The organism is Gilvibacter sp., assembly GCF_965601605.1.
Classification (GTDB): Bacteria; Bacteroidota; Bacteroidia; order Flavobacteriales; family Flavobacteriaceae; genus Gilvibacter.
The window spans coordinates 1-16,426 of record NZ_CBFCWJ010000009.1; the positions used below are offsets into that span (position 1 = coordinate 1).

The 16,426-nt window shown below is 43.6% G+C and carries 20 protein-coding genes and 1 riboswitch; of the genes, 9 read left to right on the top strand and 11 right to left on the bottom strand.

Annotated features, from left to right (window positions below; genetic code table 11):
* A partial coding sequence (locus ACSLP7_RS01700) for an iron chelate uptake ABC transporter family permease subunit (protein WP_435577706.1) occupies window positions 1-485 on the bottom strand: 485 nt, incomplete at its 3' end.
* A gap of 1 nt (window position 486) precedes the next feature.
* Window positions 487-1,638, bottom strand: a complete 1,152-nt coding sequence (locus ACSLP7_RS01705) for an ABC transporter substrate-binding protein (RefSeq protein ID WP_435577707.1) — start codon at window positions 1,636-1,638, stop codon at window positions 487-489.
* Window positions 1,639-1,691: 53 nt separating this feature from the next.
* Window positions 1,692-1,893, top strand: a riboswitch (cobalamin riboswitch).
* A gap of 95 nt (window positions 1,894-1,988) precedes the next feature.
* Here ACSLP7_RS01705 and ACSLP7_RS01710 point away from each other — a divergent pair.
* Complete coding sequence (locus ACSLP7_RS01710) at window positions 1,989-3,917, top strand: TonB-dependent receptor plug domain-containing protein (RefSeq protein ID WP_435577708.1); 1,929 nt, start codon at window positions 1,989-1,991, stop codon at window positions 3,915-3,917.
* A gap of 2 nt (window positions 3,918-3,919) precedes the next feature.
* Here ACSLP7_RS01710 and ACSLP7_RS01715 read toward each other — a convergent pair whose 3' ends face one another.
* The gene (locus ACSLP7_RS01715; protein ID WP_435577709.1) at window positions 3,920-5,386 is read right to left on the bottom strand and encodes a S41 family peptidase; all 1,467 of its coding nucleotides are present in this window, start codon (window positions 5,384-5,386) and stop codon (window positions 3,920-3,922) included.
* 179 nt (window positions 5,387-5,565) lie between these two features.
* On the opposite strand from ACSLP7_RS01715, the gene ACSLP7_RS01720 reads away from it, so the two are divergent.
* The 4 genes from ACSLP7_RS01720 (at window position 5,566) to ACSLP7_RS01735 (ending at window position 7,830) form a co-directional block, all read left to right on the top strand.
* The gene (locus ACSLP7_RS01720) at window positions 5,566-6,075 is read left to right on the top strand and encodes an RNA polymerase sigma factor (protein ID WP_435577710.1); all 510 of its coding nucleotides are present in this window, start codon (window positions 5,566-5,568) and stop codon (window positions 6,073-6,075) included.
* The gene (locus tag ACSLP7_RS01725; protein ID WP_435577711.1) at window positions 6,062-6,508 is read left to right on the top strand and encodes a hypothetical protein; all 447 of its coding nucleotides are present in this window, start codon (window positions 6,062-6,064) and stop codon (window positions 6,506-6,508) included. The genes ACSLP7_RS01720 and ACSLP7_RS01725 overlap by 14 nt, the downstream gene beginning before the upstream one ends.
* Window positions 6,509-6,637: 129 nt before the next feature.
* Window positions 6,638-7,171 carry a DUF4252 domain-containing protein gene (locus tag ACSLP7_RS01730; RefSeq protein WP_291187542.1) on the top strand — a complete coding sequence of 178 codons (534 nt, stop codon included), beginning with the start codon at window positions 6,638-6,640 and terminating at the stop codon, window positions 7,169-7,171.
* A gap of 5 nt (window positions 7,172-7,176) precedes the next feature.
* Window positions 7,177-7,830 (top strand): DUF4252 domain-containing protein, encoded by a 654-nt coding sequence (locus tag ACSLP7_RS01735; protein WP_435577712.1) that lies wholly within the window; start codon window positions 7,177-7,179, stop codon window positions 7,828-7,830.
* Window positions 7,831-7,855: 25 nt separating this feature from the next.
* Here the strand turns inward: ACSLP7_RS01735 and purB are convergent, their stop codons facing one another.
* Window positions 7,856-9,199 carry an adenylosuccinate lyase gene (purB, locus tag ACSLP7_RS01740; protein WP_435577713.1) on the bottom strand — a complete coding sequence of 448 codons (1,344 nt, stop codon included), beginning with the start codon at window positions 9,197-9,199 and terminating at the stop codon, window positions 7,856-7,858.
* 48 nt (window positions 9,200-9,247) lie between these two features.
* Complete coding sequence (locus ACSLP7_RS01745; RefSeq protein WP_435577714.1) at window positions 9,248-9,832, bottom strand: adenylosuccinate lyase; 585 nt, start codon at window positions 9,830-9,832, stop codon at window positions 9,248-9,250.
* A 34-nt stretch (window positions 9,833-9,866) separates the two neighbouring features.
* Here ACSLP7_RS01745 and ACSLP7_RS01750 point away from each other — a divergent pair, with 34 nt between their 5' ends.
* Window positions 9,867-10,340: a heme-binding domain-containing protein gene (locus ACSLP7_RS01750; protein ID WP_435577715.1), complete on the top strand. Its 474-nt coding sequence runs from the start codon at window positions 9,867-9,869 to the stop codon at window positions 10,338-10,340.
* On the opposite strand, the gene ACSLP7_RS01755 is transcribed toward ACSLP7_RS01750, so the two are convergent.
* A complete protein-coding gene (locus tag ACSLP7_RS01755; protein ID WP_435577716.1) occupies window positions 10,315-10,986 on the bottom strand; it encodes an SIR2 family NAD-dependent protein deacylase in 672 nt (223 codons plus the stop codon). The two genes, ACSLP7_RS01750 and ACSLP7_RS01755, sit on opposite strands and share 26 nt — an antisense overlap.
* 40 nt (window positions 10,987-11,026) lie before the next feature.
* Here ACSLP7_RS01755 and ACSLP7_RS01760 point away from each other — a divergent pair, with 40 nt between their 5' ends.
* From ACSLP7_RS01760 to ACSLP7_RS01770, 3 genes are read left to right on the top strand one after another with little or no spacing between them, the layout of a single operon-like run.
* Window positions 11,027-11,689, top strand: coding sequence for a TrmH family RNA methyltransferase (locus ACSLP7_RS01760; protein ID WP_435577717.1), 663 nt, complete (start codon window positions 11,027-11,029; stop codon window positions 11,687-11,689).
* A 29-nt stretch (window positions 11,690-11,718) separates the two neighbouring features.
* The gene (locus ACSLP7_RS01765; RefSeq protein ID WP_435577718.1) at window positions 11,719-12,240 is read left to right on the top strand and encodes an SRPBCC family protein; all 522 of its coding nucleotides are present in this window, start codon (window positions 11,719-11,721) and stop codon (window positions 12,238-12,240) included.
* Window positions 12,237-12,608 (top strand): VOC family protein, encoded by a 372-nt coding sequence (locus tag ACSLP7_RS01770; protein WP_435577719.1) that lies wholly within the window; start codon window positions 12,237-12,239, stop codon window positions 12,606-12,608. Before ACSLP7_RS01765 ends, ACSLP7_RS01770 begins: the two co-directional genes overlap by 4 nt.
* A gap of 58 nt (window positions 12,609-12,666) precedes the next feature.
* Here the strand turns inward: ACSLP7_RS01770 and ACSLP7_RS01775 are convergent, their stop codons facing one another.
* The 5 genes from ACSLP7_RS01775 to ACSLP7_RS01795 form a co-directional block, all read right to left on the bottom strand.
* Window positions 12,667-12,858, bottom strand: a complete 192-nt coding sequence (locus tag ACSLP7_RS01775) for a cold-shock protein (protein ID WP_272833322.1) — start codon at window positions 12,856-12,858, stop codon at window positions 12,667-12,669.
* A 114-nt stretch (window positions 12,859-12,972) separates the two neighbouring features.
* The gene (gene trhA / locus ACSLP7_RS01780; RefSeq protein ID WP_435577720.1) at window positions 12,973-13,635 is read right to left on the bottom strand and encodes a PAQR family membrane homeostasis protein TrhA; all 663 of its coding nucleotides are present in this window, start codon (window positions 13,633-13,635) and stop codon (window positions 12,973-12,975) included.
* A gap of 1 nt (window position 13,636) precedes the next feature.
* Window positions 13,637-15,133 carry a S10 family peptidase gene (locus ACSLP7_RS01785; protein ID WP_435577721.1) on the bottom strand — a complete coding sequence of 499 codons (1,497 nt, stop codon included), beginning with the start codon at window positions 15,131-15,133 and terminating at the stop codon, window positions 13,637-13,639.
* A 53-nt stretch (window positions 15,134-15,186) separates the two neighbouring features.
* Complete coding sequence (locus ACSLP7_RS01790) at window positions 15,187-15,732, bottom strand: YfiT family bacillithiol transferase (RefSeq protein WP_435577722.1); 546 nt, start codon at window positions 15,730-15,732, stop codon at window positions 15,187-15,189.
* A 3-nt stretch (window positions 15,733-15,735) separates the two neighbouring features.
* Window positions 15,736-16,426 (bottom strand): cryptochrome/photolyase family protein (locus ACSLP7_RS01795; protein WP_435577723.1); only part of this gene is annotated, 691 nt, incomplete at its 5' end.

The following is a 16,426-nucleotide window of genomic DNA, read 5'->3' on the forward strand; positions in this document are numbered from 1 at the left end:
ATGAGTCCAATAATCAAGATAGCCATAGTGTCTTTGATACGCGTGGTCACCGCCAATACGGCGAGCAATACCAAAAAACTTCCCAAGCTGGCTGCGGCTACAATACCCCAGCTTTTGAAAGCCATTGTGGCTAAGCTTCCTCCAAAGATACCGGCACCTAATACCAGTAAGGCAACTCCCAAACTGGCTCCGCTACTGATACCCAATACAAAAGGACCGGCCAAGGGATTTCTAAACAGAGTTTGCATCATTAAGCCTGCTATCGCTAAGCCGCTACCTACCATGAGGGCGGTGAGCGCCTTAGGCAGTCTGTAATTTAATATGATATACTCCCAACTGCTGTTACTGACTTCACCACCTGTGAGAATGCTGAGCGTTTCGCCTAAAGGAATTCCAACGGACCCTAAGCTGAGATTAAGCACAAAAAATGCCAGTGTGAGCACACCACCTAATAGGAAGAATCGGAGGATATGCTTTTGGTTCATATTACTTTAGTTGGGTAAAGAAGTACAGTTCATGCTCCGGGAGCAATTCTGGATGCAAAATACGAATAAGGTCTTTGAGCACCAGATCAGGTCTGTTAGGCGCCAATTCATAATAGATCACGCCACCGGTTGGTCCTTTTAGCGTAGTAAAACTGTACACCTTGTCGTTTTTAAAGGCTTCAAATTCTGCATAGGCTGAGTTGGCTTGCTGCATTTGATCCAAAGAGGTGAATTGCCCGGGACCAATCCAATATTCTGCAGATTGCCCTTTTTCTAAAACAGCCTCTAAACTCAAGGCCAGACTGCCTTTGCCGTCTGTTTCGCCATAGCGATAATCCGCTTTGGCATCCTTTAAAAATTGACCGGCCCAACTGCTTCCATTAGGCAAATACCATACGTCTTTATACATGGCACCACTCAAAACAGAAGGAGAATCAGTGGTTTTTTGAGCCAACGCTTTTACTCTGTTGTATTCGGATTCTATTTGGGCAAAAGCTTGAGTTGCTTCGTCATTTTTACCTAGAAGCGCACCAAAGAATTTGATCCACTCCGCTTTTCCCAAAGGATCCTGTTCCACCCAATCTCCATTATAAACCACAGGAATGCCAGCTTCTTGCACGCGATCTAAAGTCTTGTTGTCGCCATCAACTCCAAAACCAACCACCACATCGGGGGCTGCAGCGATCAGTAATTCCAAATTGAGGTCTTGGGTACCGCCAAGTTCTTTTACTGTGCCGGAATCTACCAAAGCTCGTGTCTTTGGGCTGGAGATATAGTCGGTCTGTGGAAAGCCCACAAGTTTGGTTTCCCCGCCCAATGTTTCTAAGGATGGAATATGCGTTGTAGAGGTCACTACCAAACTCTTTACAGGAACCGTTAAAATGGCATCAAAGTTATCCTCCGCATCCTGTAAAGGCATAGATCGCTCCGTATAGAGTAAGTATCTAAAGGTTTTGTCGGCATCTGGCCAAGGGTCATCAACCTCTAAAATACTGTAGTCGGAATACTCATAAAGGCGAAATCCTTGCGCATGCGTTACTGTGTTCTCAACGCTTTGACGATCAGAAGTATCGGTAGTATTTTCTTCGGAAGATTTATTCTTGCAGGCTACAAAAGCGAGCAATGCAATTAGAATAGAGAGGGTTTTACGCATGTTCAAAAATAATATTATTTGTCCTTTACCGAGCTCGCGGGATTTAATTTGTTTAGTTTTGCGCCGTATTGGGTGGACATGGCCTTAGACGGTTATGTTCTTAAAAGGGAATCTTGTGAAAGTCAAGAACTGTTCCCGCAACTGTAAGCGATGCCTTTGGCATTAGGAAGTTGATCAAACGCCACTGTTTCTAAAGAAATGGGAAGGCCAATTTCCGCAGCAAGTCAGGAGACCTGCCCAGCACGATCATTATTAGTTAAACTTTCGGGATAAAAGTTTTGCATGCTGATTCAGTCCACAGCGGACTGAGCATACTTGCCACATCTTTTATTCCAGTAAACATCTTTAAAATGAAGAAGATTCTTTGTATTACTGGAATGGTGTTGGGTTTTGCCACTGTCGGATTTTCACAGACCGATGGACGTGAGCAGGCCTTAGACACTGTTTTTTTAGATTCCAAAACCCCTTTGACCTCCGCCAATAGCGGAAAGGTTATCACAACGATCTCTGCAGAGCAGATTGCGCAAGAACCCAACAGTTCTGTAGCACAATTGCTCAATCGCGCTGCCGGAATTGAGATCAACGGTAGCCGTTCTAACGGAGGGCAGAACCTCGGTTATTTTGTACGCGGTGGTAGAAACCGTCAAGTTGTTGTTTTGATTGATGGAGTTCAAGTGAATGATCCATCGCAGATCGCCAATGATTTTGATTTGCGCTTGCTGCCTGCTTCTGCCTTTGAAAAGATAGAAGTACTCAAAGGTGCTTCTAGTGTGCTTTACGGTTCAGGAGCTGCAACTGCAGTTATTTCCTTGACTAGCAAAAAGAATGATAACAAAGTTTTTGGCGTGCAGGCCAGTACTAGTTTATCCACTGAGAATTCAAGCGAGAACACCGGCATTGGAATTCAAACCTTCAACAATTCCGCGCGTTTAGGCGGAACTTATAAAGGCTGGTCTTACCAGATGCAGATCGATCATCAATCGCGAACAGGGCTTTCTGCAGTAGCTGCGCCAGAAGGAGAGCCAGCTTTTGCCAATGATCCATTCAATTCCTATTCTGCGACTGCAACTGTTGGTTATGCCTTTAACAATGGATTGAGCATTAGCAGAAGCTTTACCAATGCTCGTTTTAAAGCTGCATTTGACAATTTTGACTATACCGACGCGAATAATTTAAGCACGACCCAACTGGAACAGTTGCGCGGTAATTTGACTTACCGTTACAAAAAAGGACGTGTAGTGGTAAACGATGCCTACAGTTGGACGGAGCGTGATATTGAGTCTTCCTTCCCATCACGTTTTGACAGTCGTTTCTTTGCTGTGGATGGTTTTTGGAACCATCAGTGGAGTAAGCAGTTTAGCACCGTAGTTGGTGTCAATGCACAATTCAGTGATTTCAACAGCTTCTCAATTCCTTTTGGAGAGACCGAGTTCAATCAGGACATCAATGACCAAACCGCAGACTTTGATATCATTGACCCATATTTGAATGTGGTATATCAAAGTGATTTTGGATTGAACCTGAATGTTGGAGTGCGATTAAATACACACAGCAATTATGACAACGCCGTAGTTTATCACATCAACCCTTCTTACAACACTAAGTTAGGAGATCTTAACGCTAAGGTTTTAGCGAGCTACAGTACCGCTTATATTACACCGAGTTTGTTCCAGTTGTTTGATCCTAGTTTTGGAAACTTGGAGTTGGATCCGGAAAACAATCGTACCATTGAAGCTGGTTTGGCTGTGGGGAAAGCAGAGTCTTTCCAGGTGAGTGTTGTTTACTTTAACCGCTTGGAAGAGGACTTTATTGACTTTGTTACGGTAGATCCTGATCTGTTCATCTTCCAGTATCAAAACATTACGGAAGATTTCACAGCTAGTGGTATTGAAGTAGAAGGGCAGTTCACAACGGGTCAATTCCGCTTTAACGCTAATTATACCTACACCAAACCAGACGAACGCTTCAACCTGCGTATTCCGGAGCATAAATTAAATGCGAACCTAAACTACCAATGGACACAGAAGTTCAATACCGGTTTGCAGTATCAATACAACGCCGAACGTGAGGATGCCTTTTTCAATTCCGTGAGTTTTGAGAACGAGGCGGTAACGCTAGATGCCTTTGGTATCTTGGACTGGTACGGACAATACCGCTTAAATGACGCTATTCAATTCACAGCACGCGTAAACAACCTGCTCAATGAAGAGTACGAGGAATTGTTCCGTTTCCAAACCCTAGGTAGAAACTTCAGCCTAGGAATGAATATAAACTTATAAGCCTATTTAAAATTACCAGTGAATTCTGGTAAGGGAAGATCGTAGATCATCTCGTTAAAAAATGGCAACTGCTCTTTGCGGCCTGAGACTTCTTTAAGTTCCTGGCCGCTTGTTTTTGGTGCAGCACCAAATCCGGCTCCCGTGATCTGATTCAAGGCCTCTGCCAATAACGGCTCGTTTACATCCCCTAAGATTCCAAGATTGCTGTAATCTTCTGGTAAAAGCGTATCTGGCACCAAACCGTCAAAATAATCGGTTACGCCATTAGCATTAATTGATTTTAAGATCAAAGGTTGCATGGCATAGGTGTGATCTGGATTTGCTCCAGTACGTCCAAAGTTCTCTGAGTCATATAGGGTAGTAGAGGCTGTAAATTTCCCAGTGGTTGTGCCTCCAATTTGAACCACATTGATCCACGGATCCAAGCCGTTGATCACCAATTCACTGGCTGAGGCTGATCTTCGGGTGGTTAAAATATAAACGTTGGTCAAGTTCAAACTGTTCAAACTCGTACCGTTACGCGTGTCGTTTCTAAAGCGGTTCACTAAGCGCTCCGGATCATTAGCTTCAAAGAAAGCCTGGTTGTCGCTGTTCCACTGTTCTGTAGTAAAGATCTCCCCGGTGAATTGCCCGGTGATCATGCTGGAAAGACTAATTGCTGATAGTACCGAACCTCCCGGATTGTAGCGCAGGTCTAAAACTAGATCAGTCACACCATTGGCAGCAAATTGTCCAAAAGCATCATTGAGTTGTTCGTCAAAATTAGCGGTGAAGCCGTTGTACATCAGATAGCCAATATTCTGTCCGCTTACATTTAAAGTCTCTGCTACTAGAATTGGGTTCTCCGTATATTCTACTTTGGTAAGGGTTACTTCTTCTCCGGTTGGAGTTACTGTGGTTCCATCAAAGGTGGCTAAACCAATGGTATAGGTGTCGGCGCTAAAAAGGCCTCTAAAGTTGTCGTTGTTGATCTGTTGCCCGTTTACGGTATTGAAGATCACTCCTCGAGTCAAACCTTCAGCTTCTGCGCTGGTCCCTGGCAGTATATAACGCACATAACCAAAGATCTCAAAGTCGCTGTCTGGATAGAAAACCAAACCGAATTCCATACCGTTATTTTTGGTCACTCCTTGAAACTGCTGTTCTAAGGCGATATAATCATCCACTAAAAAGCTAAATCGATCTATAGTGCCCGGCTGGAATAACAGATCGTCAAAAATTGCTTCAGGACTCGGGTATGAGGCTGTAAAGGCTGATTTCTCCTCTACCGTAGCAAAACGGTCGTTGGCCAAATTAGGCACATCGTCTTTATAGAGATAGAAGGCGTTTAGGCCATTCCAAATAAAGTCATTGATGGTAAAGGCAACGTTTCCATTGTTATTGGTCAGGTTATCGTCTTGATCTTCAAAACAGGCAACGGTTGTAAATACCAAGAGCACCGCCGCGCTAAGTAGGGATAATTTTCGCATAGCTTTTTTTAATAAAGGCAACATGAACTGTGCCATATCCTATTGAGTCGATAAAACTTTTAGTTCCTTGCTAAACAGAGCAAAAACACAGCTTCCTTGCGAATTTAAACTTTTTTTGTAACAAAAAATTGCCTGGTTCGTCCTAACTTCAGAAGCGCATAATTGCCAACCATCAGAAAATGAAACAACAGGAGTTTTTAAACATAGTATTGCCCTTTAGGGATAAGATGTATCGTTTAGCGCGAAGAATCCTGGTTTCTACTGATGAGGCAGAAGATGCGGTTCAAGAAGTTCTTTTAAAGTTGTGGAAAGGAAAGGAACGCATGAGCAACTATAAAAATCCAGAGGCTTTTGCGATGACCATGACCAAAAACTACTGTTTGGACCGATTAAAATCCAAACAAGCCGGACACTTAAAGATCGTGCACAGTAACTACCAATCACCTCACGCCCGATTGCAAGATCAGGTAGAGGCCAATGACGGAGTTCGCATGGTCTTTGAGATTATGGAAACCTTACCCGAGCAACAAAAGATGATTATTCAGCTGCGTGATGTGGAACAATATGAATTTGACGAGATCGCAGAAATATTAGGAATGAAACCTACAGCGATTCGTGTGGCATTGAGCCGAGCGCGTAAAGCAGTACGGGAAGCATTGATAAAAAAATACAATTATGGAGTTAGCTAAGATAGAATCCCTATTGGAGCAGTATTTTGAGGGAAACACCACCCTAGAGCAAGAAGCTCAATTACAGCAGTACTTTGCTACTGCAGACCTGCCGGACCATTTGGCCCCTTATAAAGACCTCTTTGCAGGCTTTGGGTATATGCGTCAGCAGAAATCAGAAACCGAATTCGTGGTGCCACAAGTCAAAAGACGCAATCCAATTTGGGGTTACGCCGCAGCAGCACTAATTGGAGTGTTATTGAGTGTTGGAGTCTTTATGAACAACAACGCAGACGATGCCCCAACCTTGACCGCTGAACAACAAGAGGCTATAGAAGCCTTTGAAGAAGCGAAGAAAGCGTTGCAGATGTTGTCTGGAAATCTCAATGACGGAATTGAGGGGATGGCCTACCTCAATGAATTTGACAAGGCCGCAGAACAGATTTTTAAGTAAGATTAATCAATCGAAAAACAACGTATGAATTGAGCGTAGTTTTCTTTAGAGAACTATGTCAGAACAAGACGGAACCCGAATTAAAATTACAGGAACCGCTTGTTTAACCTAAATCACAAATTAAGAAAGATGAAACGAGTTATAATTTTAGTAATGGCATTTGTAGTAACGGCAACCGGATTTGCTCAAGATGTTTTTGACAAATACGAGACCAACGGAAAAGTAACTTCCTTTGTTGCTACCGCCAAGATGTTTAAGTTGATCAGAGATATCGACTTTGAAACCGATGATCCAGAAGCGCAAGCTTACAAAGACCTTATTGACAATATTGACAATATCCGTGTTTTTGTAACAGAAGATGAAGCCACCCGTAACGATATGAACACAACGGTGACTAATTACCTAAAGAGCAATTCTGAACTGGAAGAGTTAATGCGTGTAAGTGCAGAAGGAAAGCGTGTTCGTTTTTATTCTCAAGACGGAGAGAGTGAAGGCTTTGTCAAGGAGCTTCTCATGCATGTGACCGGTGATGTTGATGGCAAGCAAATGTCAGTCATCATGAGCCTTACCGGAGATTTGAACCTGAGTCAGATCTCGCAACTCACCAAGGACTTAAAGTTGCCAGGTAGCGAAGAGCTCAAGAACATCGATAACAAAAACTAACCCTATTGAAACATCTATTAGCATTATTTAGCTTAGGTATTCTCCTCGCTGCGACTTTAGTAAGTTGCAATGAGGAGCCTACCTTACAGTCCTACTTTGTAGACAAACAAGAAGACAACCGTTTTGTAAAATTCGATCTGCCTTCAAGCCTGATCACAGAAGACAGTGATCTGCTCAACGCAGAACAAAAAGAGGTGATGCAGTCTGTGCGTAAGCTCAACATTATGGCTTACCCCATTAAAGAAGGAGATTCTTTAAAAGCAGAGTATCAGATAGAAAAGCAAAACGTGATTGATATCTTGGCTAGAGAACAGTATCAGACCTTGATCAGTTTTGGATCTCCAACCCAAGGAGCTTCCTTGAAGTTTGTTGGAGAAACCGACGCTATTGACGAGTTGGTGATTTTTGCCAGTGATGAGGAGCGCGGTTTTGCAATCTTTAGACTGACAGGAAACGATATGGATCCGGAGAAGTTTGTCAATATGATGCGCTCCATTGAAACGGGAGATCTGGATGTTAGCCAAATGAATGGCTTGGGACAGCTCTTTGATACTAGCGAGGAAGATTACGACGATTCTTGGGAAGACCAAGAAGGTTGGGTAGACGACGAACAAAATCAAACCCAATTGGATTCCATCATCGACGAGATCGAGGACTAAACAAGATTAAAAATATAGCAGGATATTAGATTCCTGTGTAAGATGCTGGTGTAATAGCCAGCATTTCTTGTTTTAAGGCGTCAGATACATCCAAAGACTTAATGAAAGCAGCCATGGTCTGCTCAGTAATGGCTTCATTGGTACGGGTAAGTCCTTTCAAAGCCTCATAAGGATTTGGATAGGCCTCACGACGTAAAATGGTCTGAACCGCCTCAGCAACTACTGCCCAGTTGTTTTCAAGGTCACCGGCAAGGGCTTGCTCATTCAATAACAATTTACCCAAACCTTTTAGGGTGGCTTGCATGGCGATCACGGTATGCGCTAAAGGCACTCCGATATTACGCATCACCGTAGAATCTGTTAGATCACGTTGCAAGCGGCTCACAGGGAGCTTAGCAGCCAAGTGTTCAAATAATGCATTAGCAATTCCTAAATTCCCTTCAGAATTCTCAAAGTCAATTGGATTTACTTTGTGCGGCATAGCCGATGAACCAACTTCTCCCTTTTTGATCTTCTGTTTGAAGTAATCCATGGAGATATACGTCCAAAAATCACGGTCCATATCCAGGATGATCGTATTGATACGTTTTAGGCCGTCAAATAGTGCAGCCATATGGTCGTAATGCTCAATTTGCGTAGTTGGAAAGGAGTGGTGAAGTCCGAGTTTTTCCTGTACGAAATCCGTAGCAAAGCCTTTCCAATCTATCTGTGGATAGGCTACTTGATGCGCGTTGAAGTTACCGGTAGCTCCTCCGAACTTAGCCGCGCTTTTCACATCGTTCAAAAGATCTAATTGCTCTTTTAAACGAACTACATAAACATCGATCTCTTTCCCCAAACGGGTAGGAGAGGCCGGTTGTCCGTGGGTACGGGCCAACATGGGAATGTCTTTCCATTCCTGTACAAACCCTTCCAGTTTTTGGATCAGCTCTAAAAAGACAGGAATGTATACATCATTAACAGCCTCCTTCAAAGACAAAGGCACTGCCGTGTTGTTGATGTCTTGCGAGGTGAGTCCAAAGTGAATGAATTCCTTTTGAGCGCCAATTCCCAAACGATCAAATCCTTCTTTAATGAAGTACTCAACTGCTTTTACATCGTGGTTGGTAACCCCTTCAATTTCTTTAACACGTTTGGCGTCTTCTGAGTTGAAATCGGTGTAAATTTTACGCAGTGCATCAAATTGGCTGTGATCAAAATCAGCGAGCTGAGGCAAGGGCAATTCACACAGGGCAATGAAGTATTCCACTTCTACCTGAATGCGGTATTTGATCAAGGCTTCTTCCGAAAAATAATCGGCTAAAGCACTTGTTTTACTCGCGTAGCGTCCATCAATGGGTGAAATTGCTCGAAGGGCCGTATTGCTCATCTTGGCTGATTTTTAAGAAAGGGCTAAGATACGTTTTAAAACGAAATTTTAGGGTCTCTTTCCAGCCTGAAATTTCTCGATCTTGGCCAGAAAGGTCCGGGTACGCGCTTTGTAGGCTGCAGAGTGATTGGCATAGCCTTCTTGCAGGATCATCTTTAGCTCCGGATGCACCCAATCAAACTCAGTTCCCAAATAGTACAAACTTTGAATGCTGTAAGCTTTACAAGCTACTTTTTCTTCATTGATCACCCAATCAAAACAAGCCGCAGTCAGCGCTTCTCGATGTTCTCGATTTAGGGAAGATCGCACAGCGTCATTTATATCTTTATAGTATCCCAGACAAAGCAATTCCGTGATCTTGGCAAAAGGTCTTTTGGCTTGATCTTTTTTGAGTTCGGGAATAATGGTGTAGTACAAATCCAAATGTGGTAATAAGAGCTCCATTCGAGCCTTGCAGACAAATTCAAGCACCCAAGCCGCCTTGTGAGAACGATCGGTAGACTCGTCAGCACAGAATTTTAAGAGGTACTCAAACGAGGCTGGGTTTTTCAAAACCCAATCTGCTGCCTCCTGCCGGCTGGCTCGGTAGGCCTTAGCGTAATTTAACGTTTCTTCAAGAGCTTCTCGCAACAATTTGTTATACTTTGATCGTTCAACTAACTGTGGCATGAAGATACTTAAAAAAGTCCTCACCTTGGCTTTAGTAGCCTTTGTGGTGATGCAGTTCTTTCGCTTAGACAAGAACGAGGCGGCAGGTGATTACTTAGAAGCATTCGTTGCGGAGACCAATCCACCTACTGAGGTCATGGAAACCCTTAAAACGGCCTGTTTGGATTGTCACAGTAATAATACGCGCTATCCCTGGTATGCCGAGATTGCTCCGATTTCCTATTGGTTGGATGATCACATACGTCACGGTAAAGGAGAACTAAACTTCTCGGAATGGGCTAACTATTCTAAAGGTCGTAAGGACCATAAGATGGAGGAGATCATTGAGCAGGTTGAGAACCGTTGGATGCCCATGACCTCTTACACCAAGGTACATAAAGATGCAATTTTGACTGATGAGCAGATTGCAAGCATAGTGTCTTGGGCCCAGCAGTATCGCGCTTTGATCAATTTAGGAGATCGACCACAGTAGGTATTCCTTTCGTTGCGGTCTCAGCGATCACTTGAATGCGCCCACCAGAAGCAATAGCGGGCTTGGGGTCTACAAAAAAGATAGGTAAATCTACAGGGGCGTAATTTAAAAGCCCAGCTGCAGGATACACTTGCATGGAAGTTCCCACTATGATCAGTGCCTCACATCGGCTTACAATTTCAACTGCTTTTGGGATTAGTGGAACATCTTCTCCAAACCACACAATGTGAGGCCTGAGCTGATGTCCATTTTTACTTAAGTCTCCCAGGTTCACGTCTTTTTTCCAAAGCTTAATATCATCGTGGAATTTGCTGCAACGCACTTTTAAGAGTTCGCCGTGTAAATGCATCACCTTGGAGCTTCCGCCGCGTTCGTGTAAATCATCTACATTTTGGGTGATAATGTCTACCTCATGTCTTGTTTCTAAGCCTGCTAAAGCCTCATGAGCAGCGTTGGGGCTTACTTCTAAAAGTTGTCTTCTGCGCTGGTTGTAAAAGTCCAGAACCAGTGCTGGATTGGCCCGCCATCCTTGAGGAGAGGCTAATTCCATAACATCGTGACCTTCCCAAAGGCCGTTGGAATCTCTAAAGGTTTTCAATCCACTTTCTGCGCTGATACCAGCACCACTGAGTACGGTGATCTTCATTTGATTGGTGAGCTTGAGAATATTTACTAATTTACAAATTATGGACGCCGAATTATTCGCATATCTGGAGGATTTTTTAACCCCGAGAAGACGGGAATTGTTTAAGGACATCCTCGCGCAGCGAACCAAACACATTACTGTAGTTACTGAAGGAGTGTATCAGTTGCACAACACCTCTGCGGTGGTGCGTAGCTGCGATATCTTTGGAATTCAGGAGTTGCATGTCATTGAAGAGATAGAAGGCCGTCGTATTGATAAAGAGATCGCCATGGGCGCTCAGAAATGGGTGGATGTGATTCGGTATGATTCTGTGGAGTCTTGTATTGCAGCCCTACGTGATCAAGGCTATAAGATCATAGCGACCACGCCCCATGGAGAGGCTGTAGGCCCTAAAAAGCTCGACATTACTGGAAAGATCGCCTTATTCTTTGGCAAAGAAGGAGATGGTCTGAGCGACTACGTTATGCAGCAGGCCGACGCACATTTGACCATACCGATGTACGGTTTTACGGAAAGCTTGAATATTTCTGTGGCTGCCGCCATTAGTCTTTACGAATTGGTGGGTAGACTCCGCAGTGAAAACATCCAATGGCAATTTACTGAAGCTGAGATCAAAGACAAACGAATTAATTGGACACTTAAAAGCATTAAAAATGCTGATCAGATCATAGACCGGTTTTTAGAAGATCGAAATAATGGTTAGCTTTAAAGACTAACTAAACTTTTATCGATATGATTGTCCTCTACATTTTAGGGGGACTAGTAGCGCTTATAGCACTATTGGCCCTTATCGCCCCAAAGAGTTACCACGTAGAACGTACTATAGTAATCAATAAACCCAAAAATGAGGTCTTTGGTTATTTGAAGTACATTAAGAATCAAGACCATTGGTCGCCTTGGAAAGCCAAAGACCCCAATATGAAACAAGAGTTTGAAGGGGAAGACGGCACGGTTGGTTTTGTTTCTAAATGGGAAGGAAACAAGGATGTGGGTGTTGGCGAGCAAGAGATCAAGAAGATCGATGAAGGCAACCGATTGGATACGGAATTGCGTTTCTTCAAACCTTGGAAGTCCCAAAGTGATGCCTACATTCAAACGGATGAGCATGAAGGCGGAACAAAAGTGAGCTGGGGGTTTACGGGGAACAATCCCGTGCCCATGAATATCATGATGCTCTTTTTCAATTTTGATAAGGCCGTGGGTAAAGATTTTGAGGAAGGCTTGAGTAAACTCAAAAGCATTTTAGAATCATGAGCAGTGTTGTGGCCAATTGGTTTGAGATTCCTACTGCAGATATCAATCGGGCTAAAACCTTTTATGAGTCCATTTTGCAATGTCAGATGCAATTGGTGAACATCGGCGGATTTGATATGTGTTTTTTTCCAGGCGATGGAACCCAAGGGGCTACAGGAGCCTTGATCAATCATGAAGAGTACACGCCCAGCCATGCAGGGACTTTGGTCTACCTAATGACTCAAGATGTCGCTGAGCCGCTGAGTCGGGTAGTGGATGCTGGAGGAAAGGTATTGCGTGAAAAGACTTTGATAGCACCAGAGCATGGCTATATGGGAGTTTTTGAAGATACTGAAGGCAATCGCGTAGCGCTTCATTCCAATCAATAAAAAAACCGCGCCAGAGGCACGGTTTGTCGTAAAAGTGTATGTCTTAGATCAATTTGAATTAAGCCAAGCGAACATTAACTGCGTTCATACCTTTTTTTCCTTCTTTTAATTCAAATGATACTTTATCGCCTTCTTTAACTTCATCAGCTAGTCCGGAAATGTGAACAAAGTAATCCGTGTTTGAATCATCTTCAGTGATAAAGCCATAGCCTTTATCATCGATGAAGAACTTTACGGTTCCGTGTAACATAAAAAATAATTAATAATACTTATTTACAAAGGTACGGCTTAATACAAGGCGGAATTCAATAAAACCCAATAATTCCGCTCAAAATGTTAAAATTAATCTAGCCGTAACACTGCCTTAGCTTTGCAATGACAGATAAACAGCGAAGAAATGACAGATTGTGCCTCCTAAAACAAAGACGTGAAAAATTGCGTGATTGAACCTTAAATTGGGCAAACTGTACAAAACTGCGCCAACAGTGTAGGAAATCCCTCCTGCCAATAAGTACCATAAGGATACGGTGTCCAAATTGTTGATCATGGGTTTAACCGCAAAGATCACCATCCAACCCATAGCCACATAGAGTATAGTCGATAACTTGTCATAGCGCCCAGTAAAGAACAGTTTGAGTACAACTCCTCCTAGTGCCAACCCCCAAGTAATTCCGAATAACACCCAGCCCACAGTTCCGTTGAGGGTGGTTAATGTAAAAGGGGTATAGGTACCTGCAATTAAAAGATATATCGCAGCATGATCAAAGATTCTAAAGCGCCTGCGCAGTTTGGGTTTTTTGCTCCAATGATATAAAGTAGATGCTGCGTAGAGAACAATCATACTCGCTCCAAAAATACTCCAACTCACTATATGCCAAGCAGAACCTTGGGTGCTGGCCTTTACTACCAATAGAGGTAATGCCGCCACAGCCAATAGAAAACCAATACCGTGTGACCAGATATTGAGCTTTTCCTCCATGGCGGAGTAGGTAACCAGATCGTGATGTTGGGGCGCGGAATCTTTCATATCAATATTTAGCGGACTTGCCTTTGTTGGTCGTTTTTAGAATAAACGCTCTAAGGTCATTGTTCGCTGCTTCAAGGTCTTGTCGGCGCAGATACATCATATGACCAGAGCGATACCCTTTAAATTCAAAACGGTCTTTCATACGTCCGCTAGGGTCAATTTGCCACATGGTATACTTGGCGTTGAAATAGGTAGTGGCGCCATCATAATAACCTGATTGTACCAAAACGTTCAAGTACGGATTCTCAGCCATGGCAGCGCGCAACTCATCGCGGACATTATTATTTCTATTATCCCAAGGTCTCACAGGACCAAACATATTGTACTTCACATCGGTCCTGAAGTTGAGGTGCTCTCTGATGTAAAAGTTGATAGCAGGTGTAAACGAGTGTAACCAAGAGGTGATCTCTGAATTGTAATCCGGGCTGTCTCCAGCAATGGTCTTGTCCAAACCTAAATAACGAGAATCCAAACGGCCAACTGTATATCCGCTGCGCTCGCGTAATAGATCTTTCCAGAAGTAATTTGTCGGAACATCGAGATTTAAGTCCAAAATGGTCTTTTTACTCAGTCCAGAATAATAACTCATTTTGGTAGCAATAGCTTCTTTCTCCGCATCGGAGATGAATCCGCCTTTGGCCAAAGCAGGCATCAACTCATCAATGGCAAAAGCCTCTGCTTCTGGCAGGACCTCCAAAAGATCCTTGCTCTGCAATTCTGGTGGCAACACCTTATGATGCCAGGCCGTAGCCGTGTAGTAAGGAAGGTTGAGTGCTGATTCTACCGGCACATCGCTATTAAACACCAAATAATCCGCAGGAGATACCATGATCACTCCGTTGAGATACATCCATTGAGCTCCTTGAAGTTCCTTAGCCAGCCCCATTACACGGGTTCCTCCATAACTCTCCCCGATTATGTATTTGGGTGAACGCCAACGGTTGTTGCGGGTTACAAAAGTATTGAGCCATTCTGCTAAGTATTCTATGTCCGCATTGATCCCAAAGAATTTGGATTTATCCACCTCCTTGCCCATAGCAGGAATGGTTCTGGAATATCCCGTATTGGCTGGATTGATAAAGACAATATCAGCAACATCTAGAATCGAGTAGGGATTCTCTTGAACTCCATAAGGTTGCACCGGATAGCCTTCATCATCAATTTTTAAGGTTTTTGGACCGGTATAGGCCACGTGCATCCAAACAGAAGCAGAACCCGGGCCACCGTTAAAAGACATGATCAAAGGCCGCGCCTCATTGCTGCCCACGTCTGTACGTTGGTAATAGGTGTAAAACAAACTCGCAATAGGATTGCCATTTTCATCCCAAACCGGTTGTGTCCCAGTGGTTGCCGAATAGCTTACGGGTTTCCCCATGATGGTGGTCTTGTGATTAGTAACCACGGTAGTGTCAATCGGAAGTTCTACTTGCTGAGCAAATCCTGCACTTGAAAATAGAACTGCAGCAATAAAGACAAGGAGTTGTTTGGTTGTTTGCATGACTTTAAGGTTGGTTTGTATTTAGCGGATAAAAGTTACTAATTCTGTGAGGATTACAGATTTGTAAAATCGTTTTTAAATTTGATTGCCTGCTGGATGTGCGCCAAATGATGGCGGCAATGCCAGTCGTAATGCCCTAGAGCTTCACCTAAAGGAACCAAGGCTTCCTGATCCGGATGATAGTAAGGCCGCTTAAAATCTTCTGAATTCATTTTACTTACACAATTGGACCAGCGGCTGTGAATGCCTTCTAACATTTTTATGCTCGCAGAAAGATCGTCCTTGGTGGCGTCGTCAAACTCTGCCCAAAGTGCCTCTTTATAAGGCTTTATAATGGGATTGTCTTCTGTAAGCGCTAATTTAAAACGGGTAAGCGCATTCATATGTGAATCTGCGCAATGGTGCACCACTTGCTTAATGCTCCATCCTTCAGGACGATAGATATAAGCCAATTCTGCAGGCGACAGGTTTTTGACCAGCTCATTGACCTGGGCAGGAAAATCTCTAATAGTTGCAGCCCAATCGCTGTGATTGGTTGCATCGATCTGTTGGGGTAATTGATCCTTACCGATGGGATAGCGAAGTGTGTCTAAGTTCATTGATTAAGAATTTAATGCTTCTTTATAGGTGTTTATTGCGCGTTCTCTAGCCATTTTGTGTTCCACCATAGGCTCAGGATAATTAGCTGATTGATATTCTGGCACCCAAGTATCTAAATACTCGCGCTGCTTGTCAAACTTATCGATCTGCGTAGTTGGGTTAAAAACTCTAAAGTAGGGTGCTGCATCACAGCCAGTACCGGCTGCCCATTGCCAGTTCCCGTTGTTAGCCGCCAACTCATAGTCTAAGAGTTTTTCGGCAAAATAAGCTTCTCCCCAACGCCAATCGATCAGCAGGTGTTTGCACAAAAAGCCTGCGGTGATCATACGCACGCGATTGTGCATATAGCCCGTATTGTTGAGTTCTCTCATACCTGCGTCTACAATAGGGTAGCCCGTGTTGCCCTCACACCATTTTTTAAACTCCTCCTTGTTGTTGCGCCAAGGAACAGCATCGTATTTTTCGCGGAAGTTATTGTTGACCACCTTGGGGAAATGATAGAGGATCTGCATAAAAAATTCACGCCAAATAAGTTCGCTCAAAAAGGTGCCTTCCGCATCCTTTACTTTGTTTACTAGCGTACGAATACCAACAGTCCCAAAACGCAAATGTGGCCCCAAACGGCTAGTGCCGTCTTTTGCCGGGAAGTTTCGGGTGTCTTTGTAAGTCGCAACAACATCCAAATGGTAATCG